Genomic DNA, 18,563 nt, shown 5'->3' with positions numbered 1-18,563 from the left:
ACAGTGGCAGATGGCCACATGTGAATGCCTTGTCGCAGCGGCGAAAATGCACGCATCGGCACTGCGCCGAGGAGAGCAAGATGAGTGACCAGCAACTACTGATTGTCGATGACGACGCCACGTTTGCCCGAGTACTGGCGCGCGCACTGAGCTCACGCGGCTTCGAAGTGATCACCGCCAGCAACGCCGACGAAGCCCGCGCGCTCACCCGCCGCCACCAGCCCCGCTACTGCGTGCTCGACCTGAAACTGGGTGAAGAAAACGGCCTGCGCCTGATTCCCGAACTGCAGGCGTTGGTACCGGAAATCCGCGTGCTGCTGTTGACCGGTTACGCATCCATTGCCACCGCCGTGGAAGCGATCAAGCGCGGCGCGCACGACTACCTGGCCAAGCCGGTCGACGCTGACGCCGTAGTGCGCGCCCTGCTCGACGGTGACACCACCGCCAGCGAAGACGACGTGATCGACGCACCGGAAGCGCCGCTGGCCCTGCGTCGCCTGGAGTGGGAACACATCCAGCGCGTGCTCACCGAGTGCGACGGCAATATCTCCGAAACGGCTCGCCGCCTGGGCATGCATCGCCGTACGCTGCAGCGCAAGCTGAGCAAGCATCCGGTGCGCGAGCGGCCGGACAACGAAGAGTAATTACGTGAGAGATGCAGGCGGCGACGTCATGCCGCCTGTGTTGCAAAAGGCGGACGTTACGGCTGCGACGATGAACCGACAGGCGCAGGCAACGGATCGGCCGCACCATCATCCTCATCGCCATAGATCGCCACGTGCGGCACGCCGTCGGCGCCAATCCAGCCGCGGTACATGCCGTCGGTATTGAACGGCATGGTGACGGTGCCTTTCGCATCCAGCGCAATGGCTCCGCCATTGCCGCCCATCGACGGAATTTCCTGATTGATCACCTCGGCCGCCGCGCGACGCAGCGGCACGCGCATCTGCGTCACCCGCATGCAGATCTCGTGTGCGGCCACGGTGCGGATGTAGTACTCGCCCCAGCCGGTGCCGGACACTGCGCAGCCGGAGTTGGCATAGGTGCCGGCGCCGATGATCGGCGAGTCGCCGACGCGGCCCCAGCGCTTGTCCGTCATACCGCCCGTGGAGGTACCGGCGGCCAGATGGCCTTGCGCGTCCAGCGCCACCGCACCCACCGTGCCGAAGTGTTTGGCCGTCTCCACGTCCGAATGCTTCTCGTCGTTGGCGTCTTCCTTGAGTGCCTTCTGCAGCTGCTGCCAGCGTTCTTCCGTGCGGAAGTAGGCCGGATCAACCAAGGTGATGCCCACCTGCTTGGCGAATTCCTCGGCATCATCGCCCACCATCATCACGTGCTGGGATTTTTCCATCACCGCGCGTGCCAATAAGATGGGGTTCTTCACCCGATGCACGCCTGCGACGGAGCCGGCCTCAAGCGTGAAACCGTTCATGATGGCGGCGTCCATTTCATTCTTGCCGTCGTGGGTGAAGACCGAACCCTTGCCTGCGTTGAAATTGGGGTCGTCTTCCAGCACGGTGATGGCTGCCGATACGGCATCCACCGCCGTCTTGCCCGCTTTCAGTTGGGTGTAACCGCTTTGCAGCGCCTGTGTCAGCGCCGCGCGTATGGCCTTTTCCCTGGCCGGGCTCATCTCGCGCTTGATGACGCCGGCACCGCCATGGATCACCAACACCGGCGAGGCCGCCTGGCTCGTGGACACGATGCCCAGCGCCGCGACGGCGACGATAAGACGGCTGAACTTCACGGACGACACTCCCCACCTCGTTGGCATGGAGTATAGCCAGCCACCTCACCATGCTCATCCGGATGGTTGCGGCTTTGAAAACGGGGAACGCGAATGTCGCCGGCGGCGAAGAAAGCACCGTCGATGGCGCCGTTGAGCCATTCGTGGCGACCAGCGACCTTCGTCCGGCATGGTCGGTCACCAATCCGTCGTATCCTTGGCAACTGGCTCTCCCCTGCAAGAAGGCATCGCAATGGACAAGGTTTATGCAAGCGCAGCGCAAGCCCTCGACGGCCTGCTGTTCGACGACATGACGATCGCCGCCGGCGGCTTCGGCTTGTGCGGCATTCCCGAAAACCTGATCGGCGCGCTGCTGGCCGCCGGCACCAAGGGGCTCACCATCGTGGGCAACAATGCCGGCGTGGATGACTTCGGCATGGGGCCGCTGCTCAAGACCCGCCAGGTCAAGCGCGTATATGCCTCCTACGTGGGCGAGAACAAGGAATTCGAGCGCCAGGTGCTGGCCGGCGAACTGGAATTGCACCTGGTGCCGCAAGGCACGCTGGCCGAGAAGCTGCGCGCAGGCGGCGCGGGCATCCCGGGCTTCTACACGCGCACCGCGTTCGGCACCAAGCTGGCCGAAGGCAAAGAGACCAAGGTGTTCGACGGCAAGGAATACGTGCTGGAGGAAGCCATCCACGCCGACGTGTCGATCGTCAAAGCGTGGAAGGGCGATCGCCTGGGCAACCTGGTGTTCCGCGAGACCGCGCGCAACTTCAATCCGATGATCGCCACCTGCGGCAAGGTCTGCGTGGCCGAGGTCGAAGAACTGGTCGAAGTGGGCACGCTCGATCCGAACAACGTGCACGTGCCGGGCATCTACGTCGACCGCGTCATCCAGGGGCCGTCGTACGAGAAGCGCATCGAATTCCGCACCATCGCCGGCGCCAATACCGGCAAGGAAAGCCCGATCCGCACCGCGATGGCGCAGCGCGCCGCGAAGGAATTGCAGGACGGCTTCTACGTGAACCTGGGCATCGGCATCCCGACCCTGGTGGCCAATTACATTCCGCCGGGCATGGACGTCACGTTGCAGTCGGAAAACGGCCTGCTCGGTATCGGCCCGTTCCCGGACGATGCCCATGTCGATCCCGATCTGATCAACGCCGGCAAGCAGACCATCACCGCCCTGCCCGGCTCGAGCTTCTTCTCCAGCGCCGAGTCGTTCGCGATGATCCGCGGCGGCCATGTGGATCTGTCCATCCTCGGCGGCCTGGAGGTGTCGTGCACCGGCGATATCGCCAACTGGATGGTGCCGGGCAAGATGGTGAAGGGACCGGGCGGCGCGATGGATCTGGTCAGCGGTGTGAAGCGCGTGGTGGTGCTGATGGAACACACCGCCAAAGACGGCACGCCCAAGATCAAGAACCAGTGCGACCTGCCCATCACCGGCAAGGAATGCGTGGACCTGATCATCACCGACTTGTGCGTGTTCTCGGTGGAAAAGGGCAAGGGCATCACGCTGATCGAGCTGCATGATGGCGTCACGCTGGAAGACGTGAAGGCGAAGACGGGTTGCGACTTCACGGTGAGCGCGTCGCTGAAGCAGTAAGCGCCATCCAAGCGGCCTGCCGGCAAGCCCCGGCGGGCCGCGATACCTCGCGTGGGTTACGCCGTCACCGGCGTCGATTCCGGAAAACGGATGCGCGCGATGTGACGACGCCCTTCGCGGGTCTGCAATTCCAGCGGCCAATGGAAGCGCTCGCTGATGCGCTGCGCGATGGCCAGTTCGAAACCATGCCGGTTCGCGCCCTGCGAGGGCAAGGGCTCGCCGCGATGCGACACCGTCACTACACCCGGCAACACGGCAATCACGACCGTGCCGCCTTCTGCCTGCTGGCAGGCATTGCGGATGAGCTGCCAGCACAACACCGCAAACACGCGCGGTGAACCATGCAACACGAAGCGCGCCGGCTCTTCGAGTTCGATGCTGATGGGACGTCCTTCCAGCATCTCCATCACATCGGGCAACTCGTGGCGGATCACGTCGTTGACGACGAAGTCTTCCTCGGTCAACCCGTTGTCCGACTCGCGGGCAAGAATCAGCAGCGCCTCCACCAGGGCTTCCATTTCGCGCGTGGAACGCTTGATGCGCTGTACCGAGCGCTGGCCGAATTCGCCCAGCGACGCATCGTCGGCGAGCATGTCGGCGGACATCTTGATCACCGTGAGAGGGCTGCGCAGTTCGTGGCTCGCATCGCGCGTGAAATTTCGCTCGCGCTGGTTGTAGCCGGCAATGCGATTGGCAAATCCGTAGAGGCTGCTGGCCAGCGTGGCCACGTCGGCGTCGGTGCGTCGTGGCAATTGGTCCGGACGCCAGCCATCGAGGCCGGTGGATTGTTCGTCCCAGTCACTGACGGCCTGGGCAAGTCGACTCACCGGCGCCCACTGGCGTCGTGCCGCAAACCAGGAGAGCGCACTGATGATCACGATGAGCACCAGCACCGCGCTCACCGGAGCGACGTTGTACAAGCCCATCAGGCAAACGATCACGATGGCCAGCAGTTGCAAGCCAAATATGATCGCCATGCGTCGATGATACAGCCCGCGGCGGAACGCCCGCGCGGGCTGTGCACTACCCCTGCTGGCCATAATCAACTCATGCTTGCGCGATCATGCCGGCTGCGAGGCAGATGCCACCTCCGACTCGAGATCGGCAAGGCGATATCCAGCGGAGTGGATGGTGTGCAGCAGGGGGCGGTCAAAGGGTTTGTCGATGACGCGGCGCAGGTTGTAGAGATGGGAACGCAGGGTGTCCGAATCGGGCAGCGTATCGCCCCAGATCTCGCGCTCGATGTCGCGCCGGCTGACCACGCGCGGCGATTCGCGCATCAGGATGGCCAATAGCTTCAGGCCGATCGGCGACACGGTGAGCTCCTGCCCGCCGCGCACGAGTCGCAACGTGGCGGTATCGAGCGTCATGTCGCCCACGGTGAGGATTTCGGTGGAGACCTGGCGACGGTCACGTCGAATGAGTGCACGCAGGCGTGCTTCCAGTTCGCGTACCTCGAAGGGCTTCACCAGGTAATCATCGGCGCCGGCCTCAAGACCGACGAGCTTGTCTTCCAGCGTGTCGCGCGCGGTCAGCATCAGCACCGGCGTGGACTTCTTGGCATCGCGGCGCAGCTTGCGGCATACGTCCAGGCCGTCCATGCCCGGCAACATCAGGTCGAGGACGACCACGTCATAGCTGTTGGAGACGGCCAGATGAAGACCGCTGACGCCATCGGCGGCATAGTCCACCGAATAGCCGCGCCGCTCGAGAAATTCGCCGACCATTTCAGCGATCTGGCGGTTGTCTTCGACCAGAAGGATTAGTCCTGCTTGTTCGTCGCGCGAGCTCATCCGTACCTCCTGAAGCTGATTTCACAAAGGTGAACAGCTAACGACCGGCGTCGTGAGGGTCACGTGAAAGAACAGGGCCCCGGTTCACACGCGGTTGTGATTATCCTCACGCTAACGCAACAGTGGCGCCAGTCCCTTCCAGACGTTGTCGAGCACCATCGGCTCGCCGGCCGCCACCGGATGCAGGCCGTCGTCCTGCATCAACTCGGGCTTGAGCGCCACGCCATCGAGCAGGAACGGCACCAGGGCGGTGTTTTTGGTCTTGGCCAGGTCCGCGTAGATGGCACGCAGGCCGTCGCGGTATTGCGGGCCGTAGTTCACCGGCAGCTCGATGCCCAGCAGGAGCACGCGCGCATGCGCCTGCTGGCCGGCGTCGATCATGGCGGCGAGATTGTCCTTGAGCTGGGCGAGCGGCAGGCCGCGCAGGCCGTCATTGGCGCCCAGTTCGAGCACCAGCACCGCGGGCTTGGTCTTCTCCAGCAAAGCGGCAAGACGATTTCGACCACTCAATGACGTTTCGCCACTGATGCTGGCATTGACCACGGTCCAACCCGGCTCCATCTTGGTGAGACGGTCGCCGAGCAAATGGACCCAGCCGGCCTCGACCGGAATGTTGTGTGCAGCGGACAGCGAGTCGCCCAGCACGAGTACGGTTTTCGGCGGGGCCGCCTGGGCGGTGCCGACGACGGCACCCCACAGCACGACCAGGCAACATAGGAAACGACGCATGAGTGGTAATGCCTCCGCTTTATCCAAGAGTCCATCAACGGACTCCAAGGGTGTCCTGCTGGACGCGATCGATGTTAGCAAGTCGGTGCAAGGCCCTGAGGGCCGCCTCGATATCCTCACCGGTGTGTCGCTGCAGGTACGCGAAGGCGAGAGCTTTGCCATCGTCGGCGCCTCGGGCTCGGGCAAGACCACCTTGCTCGGCCTCTTGGCCGGTCTGGATACGGCATCGAGCGGCCAGATCGCGCTCGACGGTCATGCGCTCGAGCGCATGGATGAAGAAGCCCGCGCGGATATCCGCCGCCGGCTGGTCGGCTTCGTGTTCCAGTCGTTCCACCTGTTGCCCGCGCTGACCGCCGAAGAAAACGTGATGCTGCCGCTGGAGCTGGAAGGACGCGACGACGCCCGCACCCGCGCCCGCGAAGCGCTGGAGGCCGTCGAGTTGAGCGCCCGTCGGCGTCACTATCCGGCCCAGCTCTCGGGCGGCGAACAGCAACGCGTGGCGATCGCACGCGCCTTCGTGAACAGCCCGCGCCTGTTGTTTGCCGATGAACCCACCGGCAATCTCGATCAACGCACCGGGCAACACGTCTGCGATCTGCTGTTCTCGCTCAACCACGATCACCAGACCACCCTGGTGCTGGTCACGCACGATCCCAAGCTCGCCGCCCGTTGCTCACGCCAGGTCACCCTGGACAGTGGCCGCGTGCTGGTAGCGCCGCGCACGCCAGCGGCGGTGGCGCCATGACGAGTCTGTACGCATGAGGCTGCTCACGCTCTCCCTGCGCAGCCTGCGTCGCGAATGGCATTTGCCCGAGCTACGCACGCTGGGCGCATCGCTGGTGCTGGCCGTGGTTGCCTTGGGCGTGGTCGCCACGCTGGCCGCGCGCATGGAACGTGGTGTACTTGCCAGCGCAGCGGAACTGATCGGCGGTGACGTCGGCATCAGCGCGCCTCAGGCGCTCCCGGCAAACTATGCGGAGCAGGCGCGCGAGCGCGGCCTGCAGGCCACCCGTGGCGCCAGCTTCCCCAGCGTCGCCTTCGCGCATGAGCAAAGCCAGCTGCTCGATGTGCTCGCCACCGACAGCGCTTATCCGCTGCGCGGCACGATGGAACTGTCGCAAGGGTCCGGCGGCACCGTGGTCGGTCACGGGCCGGCGGCGGGCACGGTTTATTTCGATCATCGCGCCCTGGTCGCGCTCGGCCTGAAGGTGGGCGACAGCGTGCAGTTGGGCGGGCGCGACCTGCGCATTGCCGCGGAATTAGTGCGCCTGCCAGATGGCGGCGAACTGGTCGCCATGGCGCCGCGCGCCCTGATGAACATCGGTGATGCGGAACAAGCCGGCCTGCTCGCCGTGGGCAGCCGCGCGCGTCACCGCCTGCTGGTCGCCGGGCAGCCCTCGCCGGTGCAGGACTGGCGCTCGTGGGTGCAGGCACAATCCCTGCCGCAGGGCGCGGAGCTGATCACACCGGAGCAGACGCAGGAGCGCATGCGCAGCGCGTTCGACCGCGCCAGCGCCTTCCTGCGCCTCACGGCATTGCTGTCCGCATTGCTGGCCGGTGTGGCGATCGCCCTCGCCGCACAGCGCTATGCGCGCCGCAAGACCAACGAAGTGGCCCTGCTGCGCGCACTCGGCACGCCGCGGCGGCAAGTGCTCGGCCTGCTGGTCGGAACGCTGGGCCTGCTCGCCGTGCCCTCGGTGATCGTGGGCGGCCTGCTCGCGCTCGGCCTCGCGCAGATCACCTGGAGTTTTGCCAGCCAGCTGTTTTCCGCCATTCCGACCACGCTGCCCCTGGGACCTGCGGTGGCCGCGGCGGTGATGGGCCTGGCCGTACTCGCCGGATTTGCCTTGCCCCCGCTGGCACGACTCGCCGAGGTACCGCCGGTCGCCGTGTTCCGCGAAAGCGCGGCGCGCCGCGTGCGGCGTTTCGATGCGCTGTATCTGGTGCCGGCCTTGGTGGCATTGCTGCTGATCTGGAGCCAGAGCGGCTCGGCCAAGCTCGCAGGCATACTCGCGGTCAGCCTGCTGGGCGTGGCCGTGGTTGCTGCCCTGCTTTCGGCCTTGCTGCTGTGGGTTGCCCGTCGCGTGGCGCCCGGTGCGCATCCTGCCTTGCGGCTGGGCCTGGCCGCACTGGCCCGACGTCGCGGCATGAGCCTGTTGCAGGCGACGGCGCTGAGCCTGGGTCTCGTCGCGCTATTGTTGCTGGCCATCGTGGCGCCGGCACTGCTCGAAGGCTGGCGTCGCGAATTGCCGGCTGACACACCGAACTGGTTCGTGCTCAATCTCCAGGACGATCAGCGCGAGGGCTTCCAGCAGGCGCTGGCGCGCATCGGCGGCGAACGGCTCAACATGTTGCCGCTCGCGGTGGGCAAGCTCACTGCGATCAATGGCCAGCCGGTCGACCAGCTGCACTTCAAGGACGAGCGCGCCAAAGACTGGTCCGACCGCCAGCTTCGCCTGTCGTGGGCCGCCGACCTGCCGCCAAGCAATGAAGTGATTGCCGGCCAGTGGCATGGCGATCATCCCGCGCAGGCCGAGGTGTCCATCGACACCATGTGGCGCGACATGTATGGCCTGAAGGTGGGCGACATGATGCGTTTCAACGTGGGCGAAGGCAGCATCGACGCACGCGTGGGCAGCATTCGCAAGGTGGACTGGACCTCGTTCCGGGTGAACTTCTTCCTGGTGTTCGATCCCGCGCACGCAGCGTCCCTGCCGCACACCTGGATCGCCAGCTTCTACCTGCCGCGTGGCCATGCGGAATCGCTGGCACAGCTGTCGCGCGATTACAGCAACCTCAGCCTGATCGACGTGGATGCGATGCTCGATCGCGTGCGAGAGATCGTGAATCAGGTGAGCGGCGCAGTCCGCTGGGTGCTGGGCTTCAGCCTGCTCGCCGGTGCGCTGGTGCTCGCTGCCGCGCTTGCGTCCAGCGCGCAGGAGCGCCGCCATGAAGCGGCCTTGCTGCGCACCCTGGGCGCGCGCCGCACGCAGCTGCGCATGGCGGCCGCGTGCGAGTTTGCCCTGCTCGGCCTGGTGGCCGGACTCACCGCGGCATTCGGCGCCGCGGGCACCGGGCTGTGGCTTGGCCATGCGATCTTCCACATCGAGCACTTCGTGCCACCGCTGGGCTCGCTGCTGCTGGCCGCCCTAGTGGCGGCCGTCGTGGTGATGCTGCTGGGACTGGCCGGTACGGCGCGCGTCAGTCGCACCTCGCCGATGCGTTTGCTAAGGGAAAGCTGAGTGCCAGGCTGGATCAAACGTCTCGGGCACGAACGCCTGCTGATCGCCTTTGCGCTGCTGGCGATCGTGCTTGCCATCATCGATCCACGTCCCTTGGCCAACTATCAGCGCTGGCTGCAACTGCCCACGCTGGCCGGCCTGCTGGGCCTGATGATCTGCATCCAGGGCATCCGCGACAGCGGGCTGGTGCAGCACGCGGCGGCGGCTCTGATCGAGCGGGTGCACTCGCTGCGCGGCCTGGGGGTGTTGCTGGTGAGCACCACGGCCTTGCTGTCGATGGTGCTTACCAACGACGTGAGCCTGTTTTTGCTGGTGCCGCTGACTCTGGCGATCGGCAGCATCTCGAACCTGCCGGTGATGCGCACGGTGGTGCTCGAAGCGCTCGCCGTGAATGCAGGCTCCACGCTCAGCCCCATCGGCAATCCGCAGAACCTCTTGCTTTGGCAGTACACCCACCTGCCCTTGCTTGAGTTCATGCGCGCGATGCTGCCGGCGTTCGGCGTGATGTTTGTACTCGTGCTGTTGCTGACGCTGGTGTGGATGCCGCGCGGCCGCGTGATTCTGCACGCAGAGGATATCGATGGCCATCCGGTGTCGAGCTCCCAGGCCATCCTGTCGGTGCTCGCCTTGGTCAGCATGGTCGCGATGATGGAACACAACCATGCCGTGCTCGGCGCACTGCTGCTCATTGTGCCTTTTGCCTTGCTGGAGTTCGGCACGCTGCGCCGCATCGATTGGCTGCTGCTGGTGACCTTCGCTGCGATCTTCCTGGGCCTGGGCCATTTCGCCGAACTGGCGTCGGTACAGCGCGCGCTGGCGAGCATCAATCTGGAAAATCCACTCACGCTCTATGCAAGCGGCATTCTTGCATCGCAGGTCATCAGCAATGTGCCGGCCACCGTGCTGCTGTTGCGCCACGCACCCGATCCCATGGCGCTGGCCGTGGCGGTCAATGTCGGCGGCTTCGGCGTGGCCATCGGGTCGCTGGCCAATCTGATTGCCTTGCGCCTGGCGAAGCAGCCGCACGGTATGCGGCGGCTGCACATGGTGTCGATACCGTTCCTGCTGGTATGCGCACCGCTCGTCTATCTGGTGATGCGCTGGCTGGGTTGACCCGGCCAGCGCCTGAGTCGTTCGAGATCTGACGAATCAGTCGTCGCGGTCGCGCGGCACGCTCACCTTGCCCTTGATGCCGGAGTGGCTCACGTCGCCGCTACCCTTGGCGCCGAGCGTGAAGTCGCCCTGCACGTCGTGCACCACCAGGTCGCCGGAGCCGAGCGTATCGACGCGCACGCTGCCACCCACGCTGCGAATGCCGATGTCGCCCGAGCCGATGCTGCCCACGCGGGCATCGCCGCGCACGCCGCTGATCTTGAGGTCGCCAGAGCCGATCGAGCCCACATCCAAGCTGCCCACATCGTTCACATCGATGTCGCCCGAGCCGACGCTCAGGGCAAACGGGCCGGAAATCTTGCTGACGTGCACATCACCGGAACCGACCTGGGTGCTCAGGCGCTGCAGTCCGCTGACCCATGCATCGCCCGAACCCACGTTGAGCACCACCGGGATCTGCGACGGCACCTGCATATCCAGTTTCAGGTCGGTGTACGTGTAACCAAACGAGATGTGGCTGTGCTCATGGCCGCCCACTTCCACGATCAGGCGATCGCCCTCGCGATGCTGCGTCACGGTGAGATCGTCCAGCAGCTTCGGATCGGAGGCGCAGGCGCGGCCGGTGACCGTGCCGCCCTTGGCGCCATCGCTGCCGCTCAGGTGCAGGTCGTGACTGCGCAGTTCCACCTGAACTTCGCGCACGCCGGCAAGGTCGAGCGTGAGATTGCGCGGGGCCGAGTACTGGCACTGGTCGGCATAGGAAGCCAGCGGTGCCAGCAGCAGGACGGCGAGGATGAGACGGCGCATGAGGTGCTCCTTGTTGACGGGACAAGGCTTGGATGGCGCCCCGCGAGAAAAGGTTTATAGCCCTGGCCGTCAACGCGTGCCGGCGATCAGCGTTTTTGAGATTTCACGAACCACGTGGGGACCCACTGCCATGCAACGCAAGACACTGCTCGCCTCCGCACTCGCCCTGACGGTTGCCGTTGTGGCCTCGCTGGCCATGGCCCAGGACGCCCCCTCGGCACCGCCCGCCAAGGGCCCCGCCGGCAAGGCCGCGCCGATGGCGCATGACGCCATGCCGGGCCCCATGGGCGGTCCTGAAGTTGGCGGTTTTGGCCACCCCGGGTTCGGCCGGCCCGACATGGCCGGTCCGGAAGCGCCGGTGATTGGCGACCTCGTCGCGCTGGAACACCTGTACCGCGAAAGCGGCCGCAGCAAGGAACTGCCCGCGCTCTACAACGACGTGCTGTCCAAGTCGCAGGACCCGCGCGTGCGCACCTACGTGTATCACCAGCTCGCCCGCCTGCAGGCGGCGCCGGCCAATACCGATCAGGCGATCGCTACGCTGCGCAAGAGTCTCGATGAGAACCTCGCCAATGAAGCGAAGATGCGCGCGCAAATGGACAAGCTGCGCAGCCAGTGGGAACAGCGCAGCAATCAGCCGAAGTCTTAAACCATAAGAAGAAAAGCGGCACTGCCGGTAGGCAGCGCCATGCCCTGAGGCACGGGAACCCCAGAGCCCGTGCCTCCTTTTTTTGCAGCGCCGACGAGCTTCAGGCGGGCGTGTCGTCCAAACGCTTGGCGCGTTGCCACAGCGCTTCCTGCGCGGGGAGATCGTGCTCGGCCAGGCGTTTGCCGTCCTCGTGCGCCAGCTGCTCCATGGCGCGGAAGCGACGTTCGAACTTGGCATTGGCGTGGCGCAGTGCCTGCGAAAAATCCACGTCGGCGTGGCGCGCCAGGTTCACCATCACAAACAGGACGTCGCCGATTTCATCCTGCAGGCGCTGACGGTCGCGGCCGTTGGCGAACTCGGCACGCACTTCGTCCACTTCTTCGAGCAGCTTGTCCAGCACGGGCTGCTCGTCCGGCCAATCGAAACCGACCTTGGCGGCGCGCTCCTGCAATTTCAGTGCACGCTTCCACTCGGGCAGTCCGCGCGACACGCCGGCCAGCGCGCTGTCGTCATGCTGCTCGCCCTTGGCGGCGCGCTCGGCGGCCTTGATGTCTTCCCAGCCCTGCTTCTGCGCGTCGAGATTGTCGTAGCTCTCATCGCCGAACACGTGCGGATGACGACGCAGCATCTTGTCGCTGATCGCATGGGCCACGTCGGCAAATTCGAACAGGCCCGCTTCCCGCGCCATCTGCGCATGGAACACGACCTGCAGCAGCAGATCGCCGAGTTCGTCGCGCAGATCGGGCCAATCCTTGCGATCGATGGCGTCGGCGACTTCGTAGGCTTCTTCGATGGTGTACGGCGCGATCGTGGCGAAATCCTGCTGCACATCCCAGGGGCACCCGTTCTGCGGGTCGCGCAGGCGCGCCATGATGGCGAGCAGGTCATCCATGCTGTGCTGCTTGGATTCACTCATAAGGCTTCCAGATCGGCCGACTGCAGGCGCGACTTCCAGTCGATGGCAACGTCGCCCACGGCAATGAATTCGGGGTTGATCAACGAGTCGCCGCGGTTGTAGCGCAGCGGCTCGCCGTTGAGGTCGAGCACGGCACCACCGGCTTCTTCCAGCACGCTTTGCGCCGCAGCGGTATCCCACTCGCTGGTGGCGCCGCGGCGCAGATAGACGTCCGCATCGCCACGCGCCACCAGGCAGAACTTGAGCGATGAACCCAGCGGCACCGAGGTGTAGTCATCGCCGATAAGCTGTTGCAGCAAGGCCACGGCCGAGCCGCCGTGCGAGCGGCTGCCGGCGACCGTTGCCAGTTCGGGCAGGCCGCGCGTGCCGATGCGCTGCCAGTCGGCGCCGGCTTGGCGCTGCAGCCACGCCCCTTCGCCGCGGGCAGCGGCGTAGAGCTCGCCCGTCACCGGCGCCAGCACCACGCCGAGTACGGGCTGGTGATTTTCGATCAGCGCGATGTTCACCGTGAACTCGCCATTGCGCTTGATGAACTCGCGCGTGCCATCCAGCGGGTCGACCAGCCAGTAACGTGGCCATTCGCGCCGCTGCGACCATGGGGCCGCCCGTGCCTCTTCGGAAATGACCGGCAGCACGCCATCCAGGCTGGCGAGGCCGGCAGTGATCACGCGCTGGGCAGCGAGATCGGCGGCGGTCACGGGCGAGTGATCCTGTTTGCGCTCGACTTCGAAATCCTGGCCGTAGACGACCAGGATCGCGTCAGCCGCATCGCGGGCGATCGCTGCGATCTGCTGCAGCAACATGGAGAACGGTACGTCGGTCATGTCGGCTGAAACCGGCCGGCGAGGTATTCGCGAGCCATGAAGAGTGCGGCTATGGAACGGCCTTCGGTGACATCGTCGCGAGCCACCAGCGTGTGCAGGTCGGCCAGCTTCCACGGCACCACTTCGAGTTCTTCGGGCTCGTCGCCTTCCAGGCGTTCCGGATAGAGATCCTGCGCAAGCACCACGTGCGCCATATGCGTCATATACGACGGCGACAGCGACAGGTTGTGCAGGATCTTGAGCTTGTGCGCGCCATAGCCGATCTCTTCTTTGAGCTCGCGATCGGCGCCCTGCTCCACCGTCTCGTCGCGATCCAGGCGCCCCTTGGGCAGGCCCAGTTCGTAACGGCCGACGCCGGCACCGTACTCGCGGATCAGCAGCACGGTCTCGTCGTCGATCATCGGCACGATGATGACGGCGCCCAACCCGCTGCCCTTCAGGCGTTCGTAGGTGCGGCGTTCACCGTTGGAGAATTCGAGATCGAGCTGCTCGACGCGTAGAAAACTGCTGTCGTGCACGTCCCGGGTGGCATGGATGATCGGTGGCTTGTGCATCGGGCGATTGTAGCGCGGCTCAGCGACTGGCCGCCGCAACCTGCTTGCGGCCATCAAAAGCGGCCCAGATCAGCAAGCCGAACGCGATCGCGTGCAGCAGGCTGCCAAGCACCGACCAGATCATCAGGACGCCCCGGACGCTGGCCATCGTCCCCTGCGCCGTCGCATGGGGCAGATACCAGCCATACATGCCCGCATTGGCCAACGTGATCAGTACCTGCAGCGCGCAGGCCACCAGCATCAGCAGCGCCGACTTGCGCGCGGTCGGCCACAGCACGGCGGCCAGACCGATGCCCACGACCGCCGCGATGAACATCGGGCTGTTGCCAAGAATCCATGCATAGATGGGAGCGAGACCTTCCATGAGCGTTCCTCAGTGCGGGAGTGCAAGACGGGAGAGCGCCTGGGCATGAATTGCGGGCGTACCGGCAAGCACGCTCGTCGTGTCGAGCGAGAGCGCGTGGCCGTGGATATCGGTAAACACGCCGCCTGCTTCGCGCACGATGACGGCGAGCGCGGCCACGTCGAGAATGTTCACATCGGACTCGATGACCAGATCCAGTCCCCCTCGCGCCAGCAGGTGGTAGTGGCAGAAATCGCCATAGCCGCGGATGCGATTGCTGCCGGCGATCATGGCGCCCAGCGCTTGCCAGCGTGCATCTCTGGTCAGCGTCTTGATGTTGCCGGTGGAAAGCGATGCCTGCGCCATCGCCTGGGTCGGGGCCACCTGCACGCGCTCGCCGTCGAACCAGCTGCCGCTGCCTGCGCTGGCCCACATGACTTCGCCGTAGACAGGCGCGCTGGACACGCCCAGCACCAGCTCGCCGCGATGCATGAGTGCGATCTGGGTGGAGAAAAATGGCGTTCGACGCACGAAGCTCTTGGTGCCATCCAGCGGATCGACCAGCCACAGCAGCTCGGAGCTGTGGTCGTCGCGGCCGAATTCCTCGCCGTAGATGGAGGCTTGCGGCAGCGCTTTCTGCAGGATCTCGCGTATCGCCAGTTCCGCTTCGCGATCGGCCACGGTGACCGGCGTGTCGTCGCTCTTGAGTTCCACTGCCACGCCCTTGCGCCAGTAGTGCCGAAGCACCAGCGCGGCTGCCTCGGCGGCTTCGCGTGCGGCGGCGAGCGCCTTGGGCAGATCCAGTTCGCTCATCGTTGTTCCCCATGGATGGCGGCGGCAAGACCTCCACTGTAATGGATGTGCGTGACGCCATCGGCATCGACCGCGCCAAAACCGGCCAGCCAGCGCTGTAGCGTGGGATGGCTGCCGCGCGGCGCCGCGACGGCGTCGAAGCGACGCGCCAGAGGGCTCAATTGCAAATGGCCATCGACGCGCAGCGGACCATGGCCGTCGTCCTGCACGGGGCCGTCGATAACGCCATTCGCTGCGCGCAGCTCGGCATGCACACTGCCCAGGCGTAGATCTCCCTGGCGCGGCATGCTCAACACAGCATCCCGCCACTCCACCTGCGTATCCATTGACCAGGGCCAGCCGCCACGCAATTCGATGCTGCCCGCGGCAACCCGCAGCGTGCCTCGCGGCAACCCTCCCAATACCAATGGACCGCCGCCTAGTACGTCGAGATCGATGCGCATTTGGACGTCCGTCCAGGTGGCCTCGGTGGCGCGGCTGCCGGTCATCGTGCCCACGACATCGACACGGGGACCATGCAGTTCCACATGCAGGCGGTTGTCGCCCAGCAGTACAGCGCGCGACAACTGCCATTGCAGCGTGCCCAGGTTCTCGCCCCGCGCCGACAGCACCTTGCCCGCCTTGCCGTCCCATAGCAGGCCGCTGACCTGCTGCAGGCGCACGCCGTTCAGGCGGGCATCCAGCCAGGGCATGGCCCAGCGTGCCGGCAGGAACCACAGCAGCGCAAAAGCGGCGATCAGTAAGGCCAACAGGCCCGTGAGTGCAGTACGCCAAACCTTCAAATCGGCTCCCTGGTGGACGCAAGACTTGAGCAGGCACGCTCGAAACGCCGATCATAGCCGGATGAACACTCTCCCCGCTGCCGACGCGCTGGTGCGTCGGGACCTGAGCCTGCTATGGCATCCCTGCACGCAGATGCACGATCACCAGACGGTGCCGATGGTGCCCATCGCCCGCGGCGAGGGCGCCTGGCTGATCGATACGAGTGGCCGGCGATACCTCGATGGCATCAGCTCGTGGTGGACCAACCTGTTCGGCCACGCCAATCCGCGCCTGGCAGCGGCCCTGGCTGATCAGGCCAAGACCCTGGAGCATGTGATTTTTGCTGGATTCACGCACGAGCCCGCCGTCGCGCTCGCCGAAGCCCTGGTGCGCGTGACGCCGCCGGGCCTGGATCGCGTGTTCTATGCCGACAATGGTTCGGCCGCCATCGAAGTGGCGCTGAAGATGAGCTTCCACTACTGGCTCAACCAGGGGCACGGCGAAAAGACGCGTTTCATCGCCTTGACCGGCAGCTATCACGGCGAGACGCTGGGTGCGTTGTCCGTCAGCGACGTGGCGCTCTATCGCAAGACGTACGCGCCCTTGCTGCTCACGCCCATCCTCGCGCCTTCGGCCGATACGTATGAGGCGTTGCCAGGCGAGAGTCCCGGCGACGTCGCCAAACGTCGTCTCGACGAACTGCGTCAGCTGCTGGAGCAGCACGCGCACGAAGTGTGTGCGGTTATCGTGGAACCGCTGGTGCAATGCGCCGGTGGCATGCGCATGTATCACCCGGACTATCTCGCGGGATTGCGTCGCCTGTGCGACGAATACGACGTGCATTTCATCGCCGATGAAATTGCCGTGGGCTTCGGTCGCACGGGCACGCTGTTCGCGTGCGAACAGGCCAGCGTCTCGCCGGACTTCATGTGCCTTTCCAAGGGACTTACCGGCGGATTCCTGCCGTTGTCCGCGGTGCTGACGACCTCCAGGGTGTACGAGGCGTTCTACGCCGAATACAGCGCAGGCAAGGCATTTCTTCACTCGCACAGCTATACCGGCAATCCGCTTGCCTGCCGCGTGGCGCTGGAAACGTTGAGGATCTTCGACGACGAACCGGTGCTGGAACGAAACCGCGTGCTGGCAGCGCACTTGAGCAAGCGCCTGGCCCCGCTACGCGAGCACCCGAACGTGGCCGACGTGCGCCAGACCGGCATGATCGCCGCGGTGGAATTGGTGGCGGACAAAGCCAGACGCACGCCGTTCCCCTCTTCGGAACGGCGCGGGCTGCGCGTCTACCTGCATGGACTCGAGCACGAAGCGCTGCTGCGCCCGCTGGGCGACATCATCTATTTCATGCCGCCTTACGTGGTCAGTACCGACGAGATCGATCATCTCGTCGATACCGCCGTGGCAGGCATCGAGCGTGCCGTGGCTTAGTGACCGCCGGTCACCGTGATGCTCGGATCCAGCTGCTGCAATGCCGGACCCAGCGTAGGCTGACCGGTGTTGCGGATGTCCTGGTAGCTGTAGCTGCGGCCGGCCACCGGCAGACAGGTACCCGGCTTGGCAGGAATCAGGCTGCCAGTGCTCTGGATGCAGTTGCGGTCGCCCGGTTGCGGGGGCTTCTTGGACGCAGACTGGTCAGCCATGCCTTGCTGGCTCGTCTGCACCGTGGCACCCGCGACCGCCGAGGTCTGCGCCATCGCGAGCGGGGTCGTACCCAGCGCCATGGCTAGTACGAGTAGGGATTTGCTGACCATGATCCACCTCCGGGGAATGAGGGATGACCTACATGCTGCGCCGGCTCCAGCCGGCAGGCAAATGTCCCTGGCGCGGCATCTCCCGTGCATTCAGGTAGTCGGGCGCAAGGCGCATAAGACGGTGTCCGCTATGCTTTACGTTTCCTCCCTTCCCTAACGTCTCATGCGCACGATCCGCATACATGTCGAACTGCCGCTTGCCGTGGGCCTGGAACTGGGTCTGCCGGCCCAGGCGGGCGAGCACGTCGCGCGTGTGCTGCGCCTGACCGCCGGTTCGCCCATCACCTTGTTCAACGGCGATGGCGTGGACTACCCGGCGGTCATCCAGGCGGTGGGCAAGCGCGATGTCACGGTCCGGGTGGAAGCGGCCCAGCCGGTCGGCAATGAGTCGCCGCTCCCGCTGACCCTGGCACAGGGCGTGGCCCGGGGCGAAAAGATGGATCTGATCGTGCAGAAGGCGACCGAGCTTGGGGTGACGCACATCGTGCCGTTGCTGACCGAACGCTCGGAAGTGAAGCTCGATCCGGCCCGCGCCGGCAAACGCCTGGCGCATTGGCAGGCCGTCGTCGCCAGCGCCTGTGAGCAGAGCGGCCGTGCCCGCCTGCCTACGGTGCTGCCAGCCATCCCGCTGGAACACTGGCTGCGCGAGCTTCCGCAGGATGGAGCGCTACGCCTGGCCCTGTTGCCCGAGGGTAGCCGGCGCCCGGGAGAACTGCGTTTCACGCCGGCCGGCGGCCTGCTGGTGGTCGGCCCGGAAGGCGGACTTGGCAACCGCGATACGGCTGCATTGACCGAGGCGGGCTTCGAAGGGCTGCGGCTGGGGCCGCGCATCCTGCGCACGGAGACCGCCGGCCTCGCCGCGCTGGCGGCATTGCAGGCCCTGCACGGCGACGTGTAAGCGCAGAAACGAAAACACG

Annotated in this window: 20 protein-coding genes; 8 read left to right on the top strand and 12 right to left on the bottom strand. The window is 65.5% G+C overall.

Features of this window, described 5'->3' with window-relative positions; all coding sequences use genetic code 11:
* The first annotated feature begins 80 nt into the window (after positions 1 to 80).
* Positions 81 to 644: a response regulator transcription factor gene (locus tag AC1DKY_RS04575; RefSeq protein WP_046970362.1), complete on the top strand. Its 564-nt coding sequence runs from the start codon at positions 81 to 83 to the stop codon at positions 642 to 644.
* 56 nt (positions 645 to 700) lie between these two features.
* Here AC1DKY_RS04575 and AC1DKY_RS04570 read toward each other — a convergent pair whose 3' ends face one another.
* Complete coding sequence (locus tag AC1DKY_RS04570) at positions 701 to 1,747, bottom strand: isoaspartyl peptidase/L-asparaginase family protein (RefSeq protein WP_477179881.1); 1,047 nt, start codon at positions 1,745 to 1,747, stop codon at positions 701 to 703.
* 232 nt (positions 1,748 to 1,979) lie between these two features.
* On the opposite strand from AC1DKY_RS04570, the gene AC1DKY_RS04565 reads away from it, so the two are divergent.
* The gene (locus tag AC1DKY_RS04565) at positions 1,980 to 3,338 is read left to right on the top strand and encodes a 3-oxoacid CoA-transferase (RefSeq protein WP_441602534.1); all 1,359 of its coding nucleotides are present in this window, start codon (positions 1,980 to 1,982) and stop codon (positions 3,336 to 3,338) included.
* Between the two features lie 56 nt (positions 3,339 to 3,394).
* Here the strand turns inward: AC1DKY_RS04565 and AC1DKY_RS04560 are convergent, their stop codons facing one another.
* The 3 genes from AC1DKY_RS04560 to AC1DKY_RS04550 all read right to left on the bottom strand — a co-directional run bounded on the left by AC1DKY_RS04560 (position 3,395) and on the right by AC1DKY_RS04550 (position 5,860).
* Positions 3,395 to 4,315 (bottom strand): sensor histidine kinase, encoded by a 921-nt coding sequence (locus AC1DKY_RS04560; RefSeq protein ID WP_441602533.1) that lies wholly within the window; start codon positions 4,313 to 4,315, stop codon positions 3,395 to 3,397.
* Positions 4,316 to 4,399: 84 nt separating this feature from the next.
* Positions 4,400 to 5,131, bottom strand: a complete 732-nt coding sequence (locus tag AC1DKY_RS04555) for a response regulator transcription factor (protein WP_046970365.1) — start codon at positions 5,129 to 5,131, stop codon at positions 4,400 to 4,402.
* A gap of 111 nt (positions 5,132 to 5,242) precedes the next feature.
* On the bottom strand, positions 5,243 to 5,860 hold the full coding sequence (locus tag AC1DKY_RS04550) for an arylesterase (protein ID WP_441602532.1): 618 nt from the start codon (positions 5,858 to 5,860) through the stop codon (positions 5,243 to 5,245).
* Here AC1DKY_RS04550 and AC1DKY_RS04545 point away from each other — a divergent pair.
* From AC1DKY_RS04545 to AC1DKY_RS04535, 3 genes are read left to right on the top strand one after another with little or no spacing between them, the layout of a single operon-like run.
* Positions 5,859 to 6,605 carry an ABC transporter ATP-binding protein gene (locus AC1DKY_RS04545; RefSeq protein ID WP_441602531.1) on the top strand — a complete coding sequence of 249 codons (747 nt, stop codon included), beginning with the start codon at positions 5,859 to 5,861 and terminating at the stop codon, positions 6,603 to 6,605. The genes AC1DKY_RS04550 and AC1DKY_RS04545 overlap by 2 nt on opposite strands.
* 13 nt (positions 6,606 to 6,618) lie before the next feature.
* On the top strand, positions 6,619 to 9,102 hold the full coding sequence (locus AC1DKY_RS04540) for an ABC transporter permease (protein WP_441602530.1): 2,484 nt from the start codon (positions 6,619 to 6,621) through the stop codon (positions 9,100 to 9,102).
* A complete protein-coding gene (locus AC1DKY_RS04535) occupies positions 9,103 to 10,215 on the top strand; it encodes an SLC13 family permease (RefSeq protein WP_441602529.1) in 1,113 nt (370 codons plus the stop codon). It abuts the gene before it with no gap.
* Between the two features lie 36 nt (positions 10,216 to 10,251).
* Here the strand turns inward: AC1DKY_RS04535 and AC1DKY_RS04530 are convergent, their stop codons facing one another.
* Complete coding sequence (locus AC1DKY_RS04530) at positions 10,252 to 11,022, bottom strand: DUF4097 family beta strand repeat-containing protein (protein WP_441602528.1); 771 nt, start codon at positions 11,020 to 11,022, stop codon at positions 10,252 to 10,254.
* 130 nt (positions 11,023 to 11,152) lie between these two features.
* On the opposite strand from AC1DKY_RS04530, the gene AC1DKY_RS04525 reads away from it, so the two are divergent.
* Positions 11,153 to 11,671, top strand: coding sequence for a hypothetical protein (locus tag AC1DKY_RS04525; protein ID WP_441602527.1), 519 nt, complete (start codon positions 11,153 to 11,155; stop codon positions 11,669 to 11,671).
* A gap of 100 nt (positions 11,672 to 11,771) precedes the next feature.
* Here AC1DKY_RS04525 and mazG read toward each other — a convergent pair whose 3' ends face one another.
* From mazG to gspN, 6 genes are read right to left on the bottom strand one after another with little or no spacing between them, the layout of a single operon-like run.
* On the bottom strand, positions 11,772 to 12,587 hold the full coding sequence (gene mazG, locus AC1DKY_RS04520) for a nucleoside triphosphate pyrophosphohydrolase (protein WP_441602526.1): 816 nt from the start codon (positions 12,585 to 12,587) through the stop codon (positions 11,772 to 11,774).
* Complete coding sequence (gene cysQ / locus AC1DKY_RS04515; protein WP_441602525.1) at positions 12,584 to 13,411, bottom strand: 3'(2'),5'-bisphosphate nucleotidase CysQ; 828 nt, start codon at positions 13,409 to 13,411, stop codon at positions 12,584 to 12,586. Before cysQ ends, mazG begins: the two co-directional genes overlap by 4 nt.
* Positions 13,408 to 13,965: an ADP compounds hydrolase NudE gene (gene nudE, locus AC1DKY_RS04510; protein ID WP_121878143.1), complete on the bottom strand. Its 558-nt coding sequence runs from the start codon at positions 13,963 to 13,965 to the stop codon at positions 13,408 to 13,410. The genes cysQ and nudE overlap by 4 nt, the downstream gene beginning before the upstream one ends.
* A 19-nt stretch (positions 13,966 to 13,984) precedes the next feature.
* Positions 13,985 to 14,329, bottom strand: coding sequence for a hypothetical protein (locus tag AC1DKY_RS04505; RefSeq protein WP_441602524.1), 345 nt, complete (start codon positions 14,327 to 14,329; stop codon positions 13,985 to 13,987).
* Positions 14,330 to 14,338: 9 nt separating this feature from the next.
* Positions 14,339 to 15,121, bottom strand: a complete 783-nt coding sequence (locus AC1DKY_RS04500) for an inositol monophosphatase family protein (protein ID WP_441602523.1) — start codon at positions 15,119 to 15,121, stop codon at positions 14,339 to 14,341.
* Positions 15,118 to 15,903, bottom strand: a complete 786-nt coding sequence (gene gspN, locus AC1DKY_RS04495; RefSeq protein WP_441602522.1) for a type II secretion system protein N — start codon at positions 15,901 to 15,903, stop codon at positions 15,118 to 15,120. The genes AC1DKY_RS04500 and gspN overlap by 4 nt, the downstream gene beginning before the upstream one ends.
* Positions 15,904 to 15,964: 61 nt before the next feature.
* On the opposite strand from gspN, the gene AC1DKY_RS04490 reads away from it, so the two are divergent.
* Positions 15,965 to 17,323 (top strand): adenosylmethionine--8-amino-7-oxononanoate transaminase, encoded by a 1,359-nt coding sequence (locus tag AC1DKY_RS04490; protein WP_441602521.1) that lies wholly within the window; start codon positions 15,965 to 15,967, stop codon positions 17,321 to 17,323.
* On the opposite strand, the gene AC1DKY_RS04485 is transcribed toward AC1DKY_RS04490, so the two are convergent.
* On the bottom strand, positions 17,320 to 17,646 hold the full coding sequence (locus tag AC1DKY_RS04485; RefSeq protein ID WP_441602520.1) for a hypothetical protein: 327 nt from the start codon (positions 17,644 to 17,646) through the stop codon (positions 17,320 to 17,322). The genes AC1DKY_RS04490 and AC1DKY_RS04485 overlap by 4 nt on opposite strands.
* Before the next feature lie 163 nt (positions 17,647 to 17,809).
* Between AC1DKY_RS04485 and AC1DKY_RS04480 the strand changes: the two genes are divergently transcribed.
* A complete protein-coding gene (locus AC1DKY_RS04480; protein WP_441602519.1) occupies positions 17,810 to 18,544 on the top strand; it encodes a 16S rRNA (uracil(1498)-N(3))-methyltransferase in 735 nt (244 codons plus the stop codon).
* Positions 18,545 to 18,563 lie beyond the last annotated feature (19 nt).

Source organism: Dyella sp. 01N448 (assembly GCF_056399225.1).
The sequence above is the reverse complement of the archived record's forward strand: the minus strand, read 5'-3'. Positions and strand labels throughout refer to the sequence as shown.

Coding starts and splice junctions, on each gene's coding strand:
- AC1DKY_RS04575 (WP_046970362.1), top strand. CDS start 81: ATGAGTGACCAGCAACTACTGATTGTCGATGACGACGCCACGTTTGCC.
- AC1DKY_RS04565 (WP_441602534.1), top strand. CDS start 1,980: ATGGACAAGGTTTATGCAAGCGCAGCGCAAGCCCTCGACGGCCTGCTG.
- AC1DKY_RS04560 (WP_441602533.1), bottom strand. CDS start 4,315: ATGGCGATCATATTTGGCTTGCAACTGCTGGCCATCGTGATCGTTTGC.
- AC1DKY_RS04555 (WP_046970365.1), bottom strand. CDS start 5,131: ATGAGCTCGCGCGACGAACAAGCAGGACTAATCCTTCTGGTCGAAGAC.
- AC1DKY_RS04545 (WP_441602531.1), top strand. CDS start 5,859: ATGAGTGGTAATGCCTCCGCTTTATCCAAGAGTCCATCAACGGACTCC.
- AC1DKY_RS04550 (WP_441602532.1), bottom strand. CDS start 5,860: ATGCGTCGTTTCCTATGTTGCCTGGTCGTGCTGTGGGGTGCCGTCGTC.
- AC1DKY_RS04540 (WP_441602530.1), top strand. CDS start 6,619: ATGAGGCTGCTCACGCTCTCCCTGCGCAGCCTGCGTCGCGAATGGCAT.
- AC1DKY_RS04530 (WP_441602528.1), bottom strand. CDS start 11,022: ATGCGCCGTCTCATCCTCGCCGTCCTGCTGCTGGCACCGCTGGCTTCC.
- AC1DKY_RS04525 (WP_441602527.1), top strand. CDS start 11,153: ATGCAACGCAAGACACTGCTCGCCTCCGCACTCGCCCTGACGGTTGCC.
- mazG (WP_441602526.1), bottom strand. CDS start 12,587: ATGAGTGAATCCAAGCAGCACAGCATGGATGACCTGCTCGCCATCATG.
- cysQ (WP_441602525.1), bottom strand. CDS start 13,411: ATGACCGACGTACCGTTCTCCATGTTGCTGCAGCAGATCGCAGCGATC.
- nudE (WP_121878143.1), bottom strand. CDS start 13,965: ATGCACAAGCCACCGATCATCCATGCCACCCGGGACGTGCACGACAGC.
- AC1DKY_RS04505 (WP_441602524.1), bottom strand. CDS start 14,329: ATGGAAGGTCTCGCTCCCATCTATGCATGGATTCTTGGCAACAGCCCG.
- AC1DKY_RS04500 (WP_441602523.1), bottom strand. CDS start 15,121: ATGAGCGAACTGGATCTGCCCAAGGCGCTCGCCGCCGCACGCGAAGCC.
- AC1DKY_RS04490 (WP_441602521.1), top strand. CDS start 15,965: ATGAACACTCTCCCCGCTGCCGACGCGCTGGTGCGTCGGGACCTGAGC.
- AC1DKY_RS04485 (WP_441602520.1), bottom strand. CDS start 17,646: ATGGTCAGCAAATCCCTACTCGTACTAGCCATGGCGCTGGGTACGACC.
- AC1DKY_RS04480 (WP_441602519.1), top strand. CDS start 17,810: ATGCGCACGATCCGCATACATGTCGAACTGCCGCTTGCCGTGGGCCTG.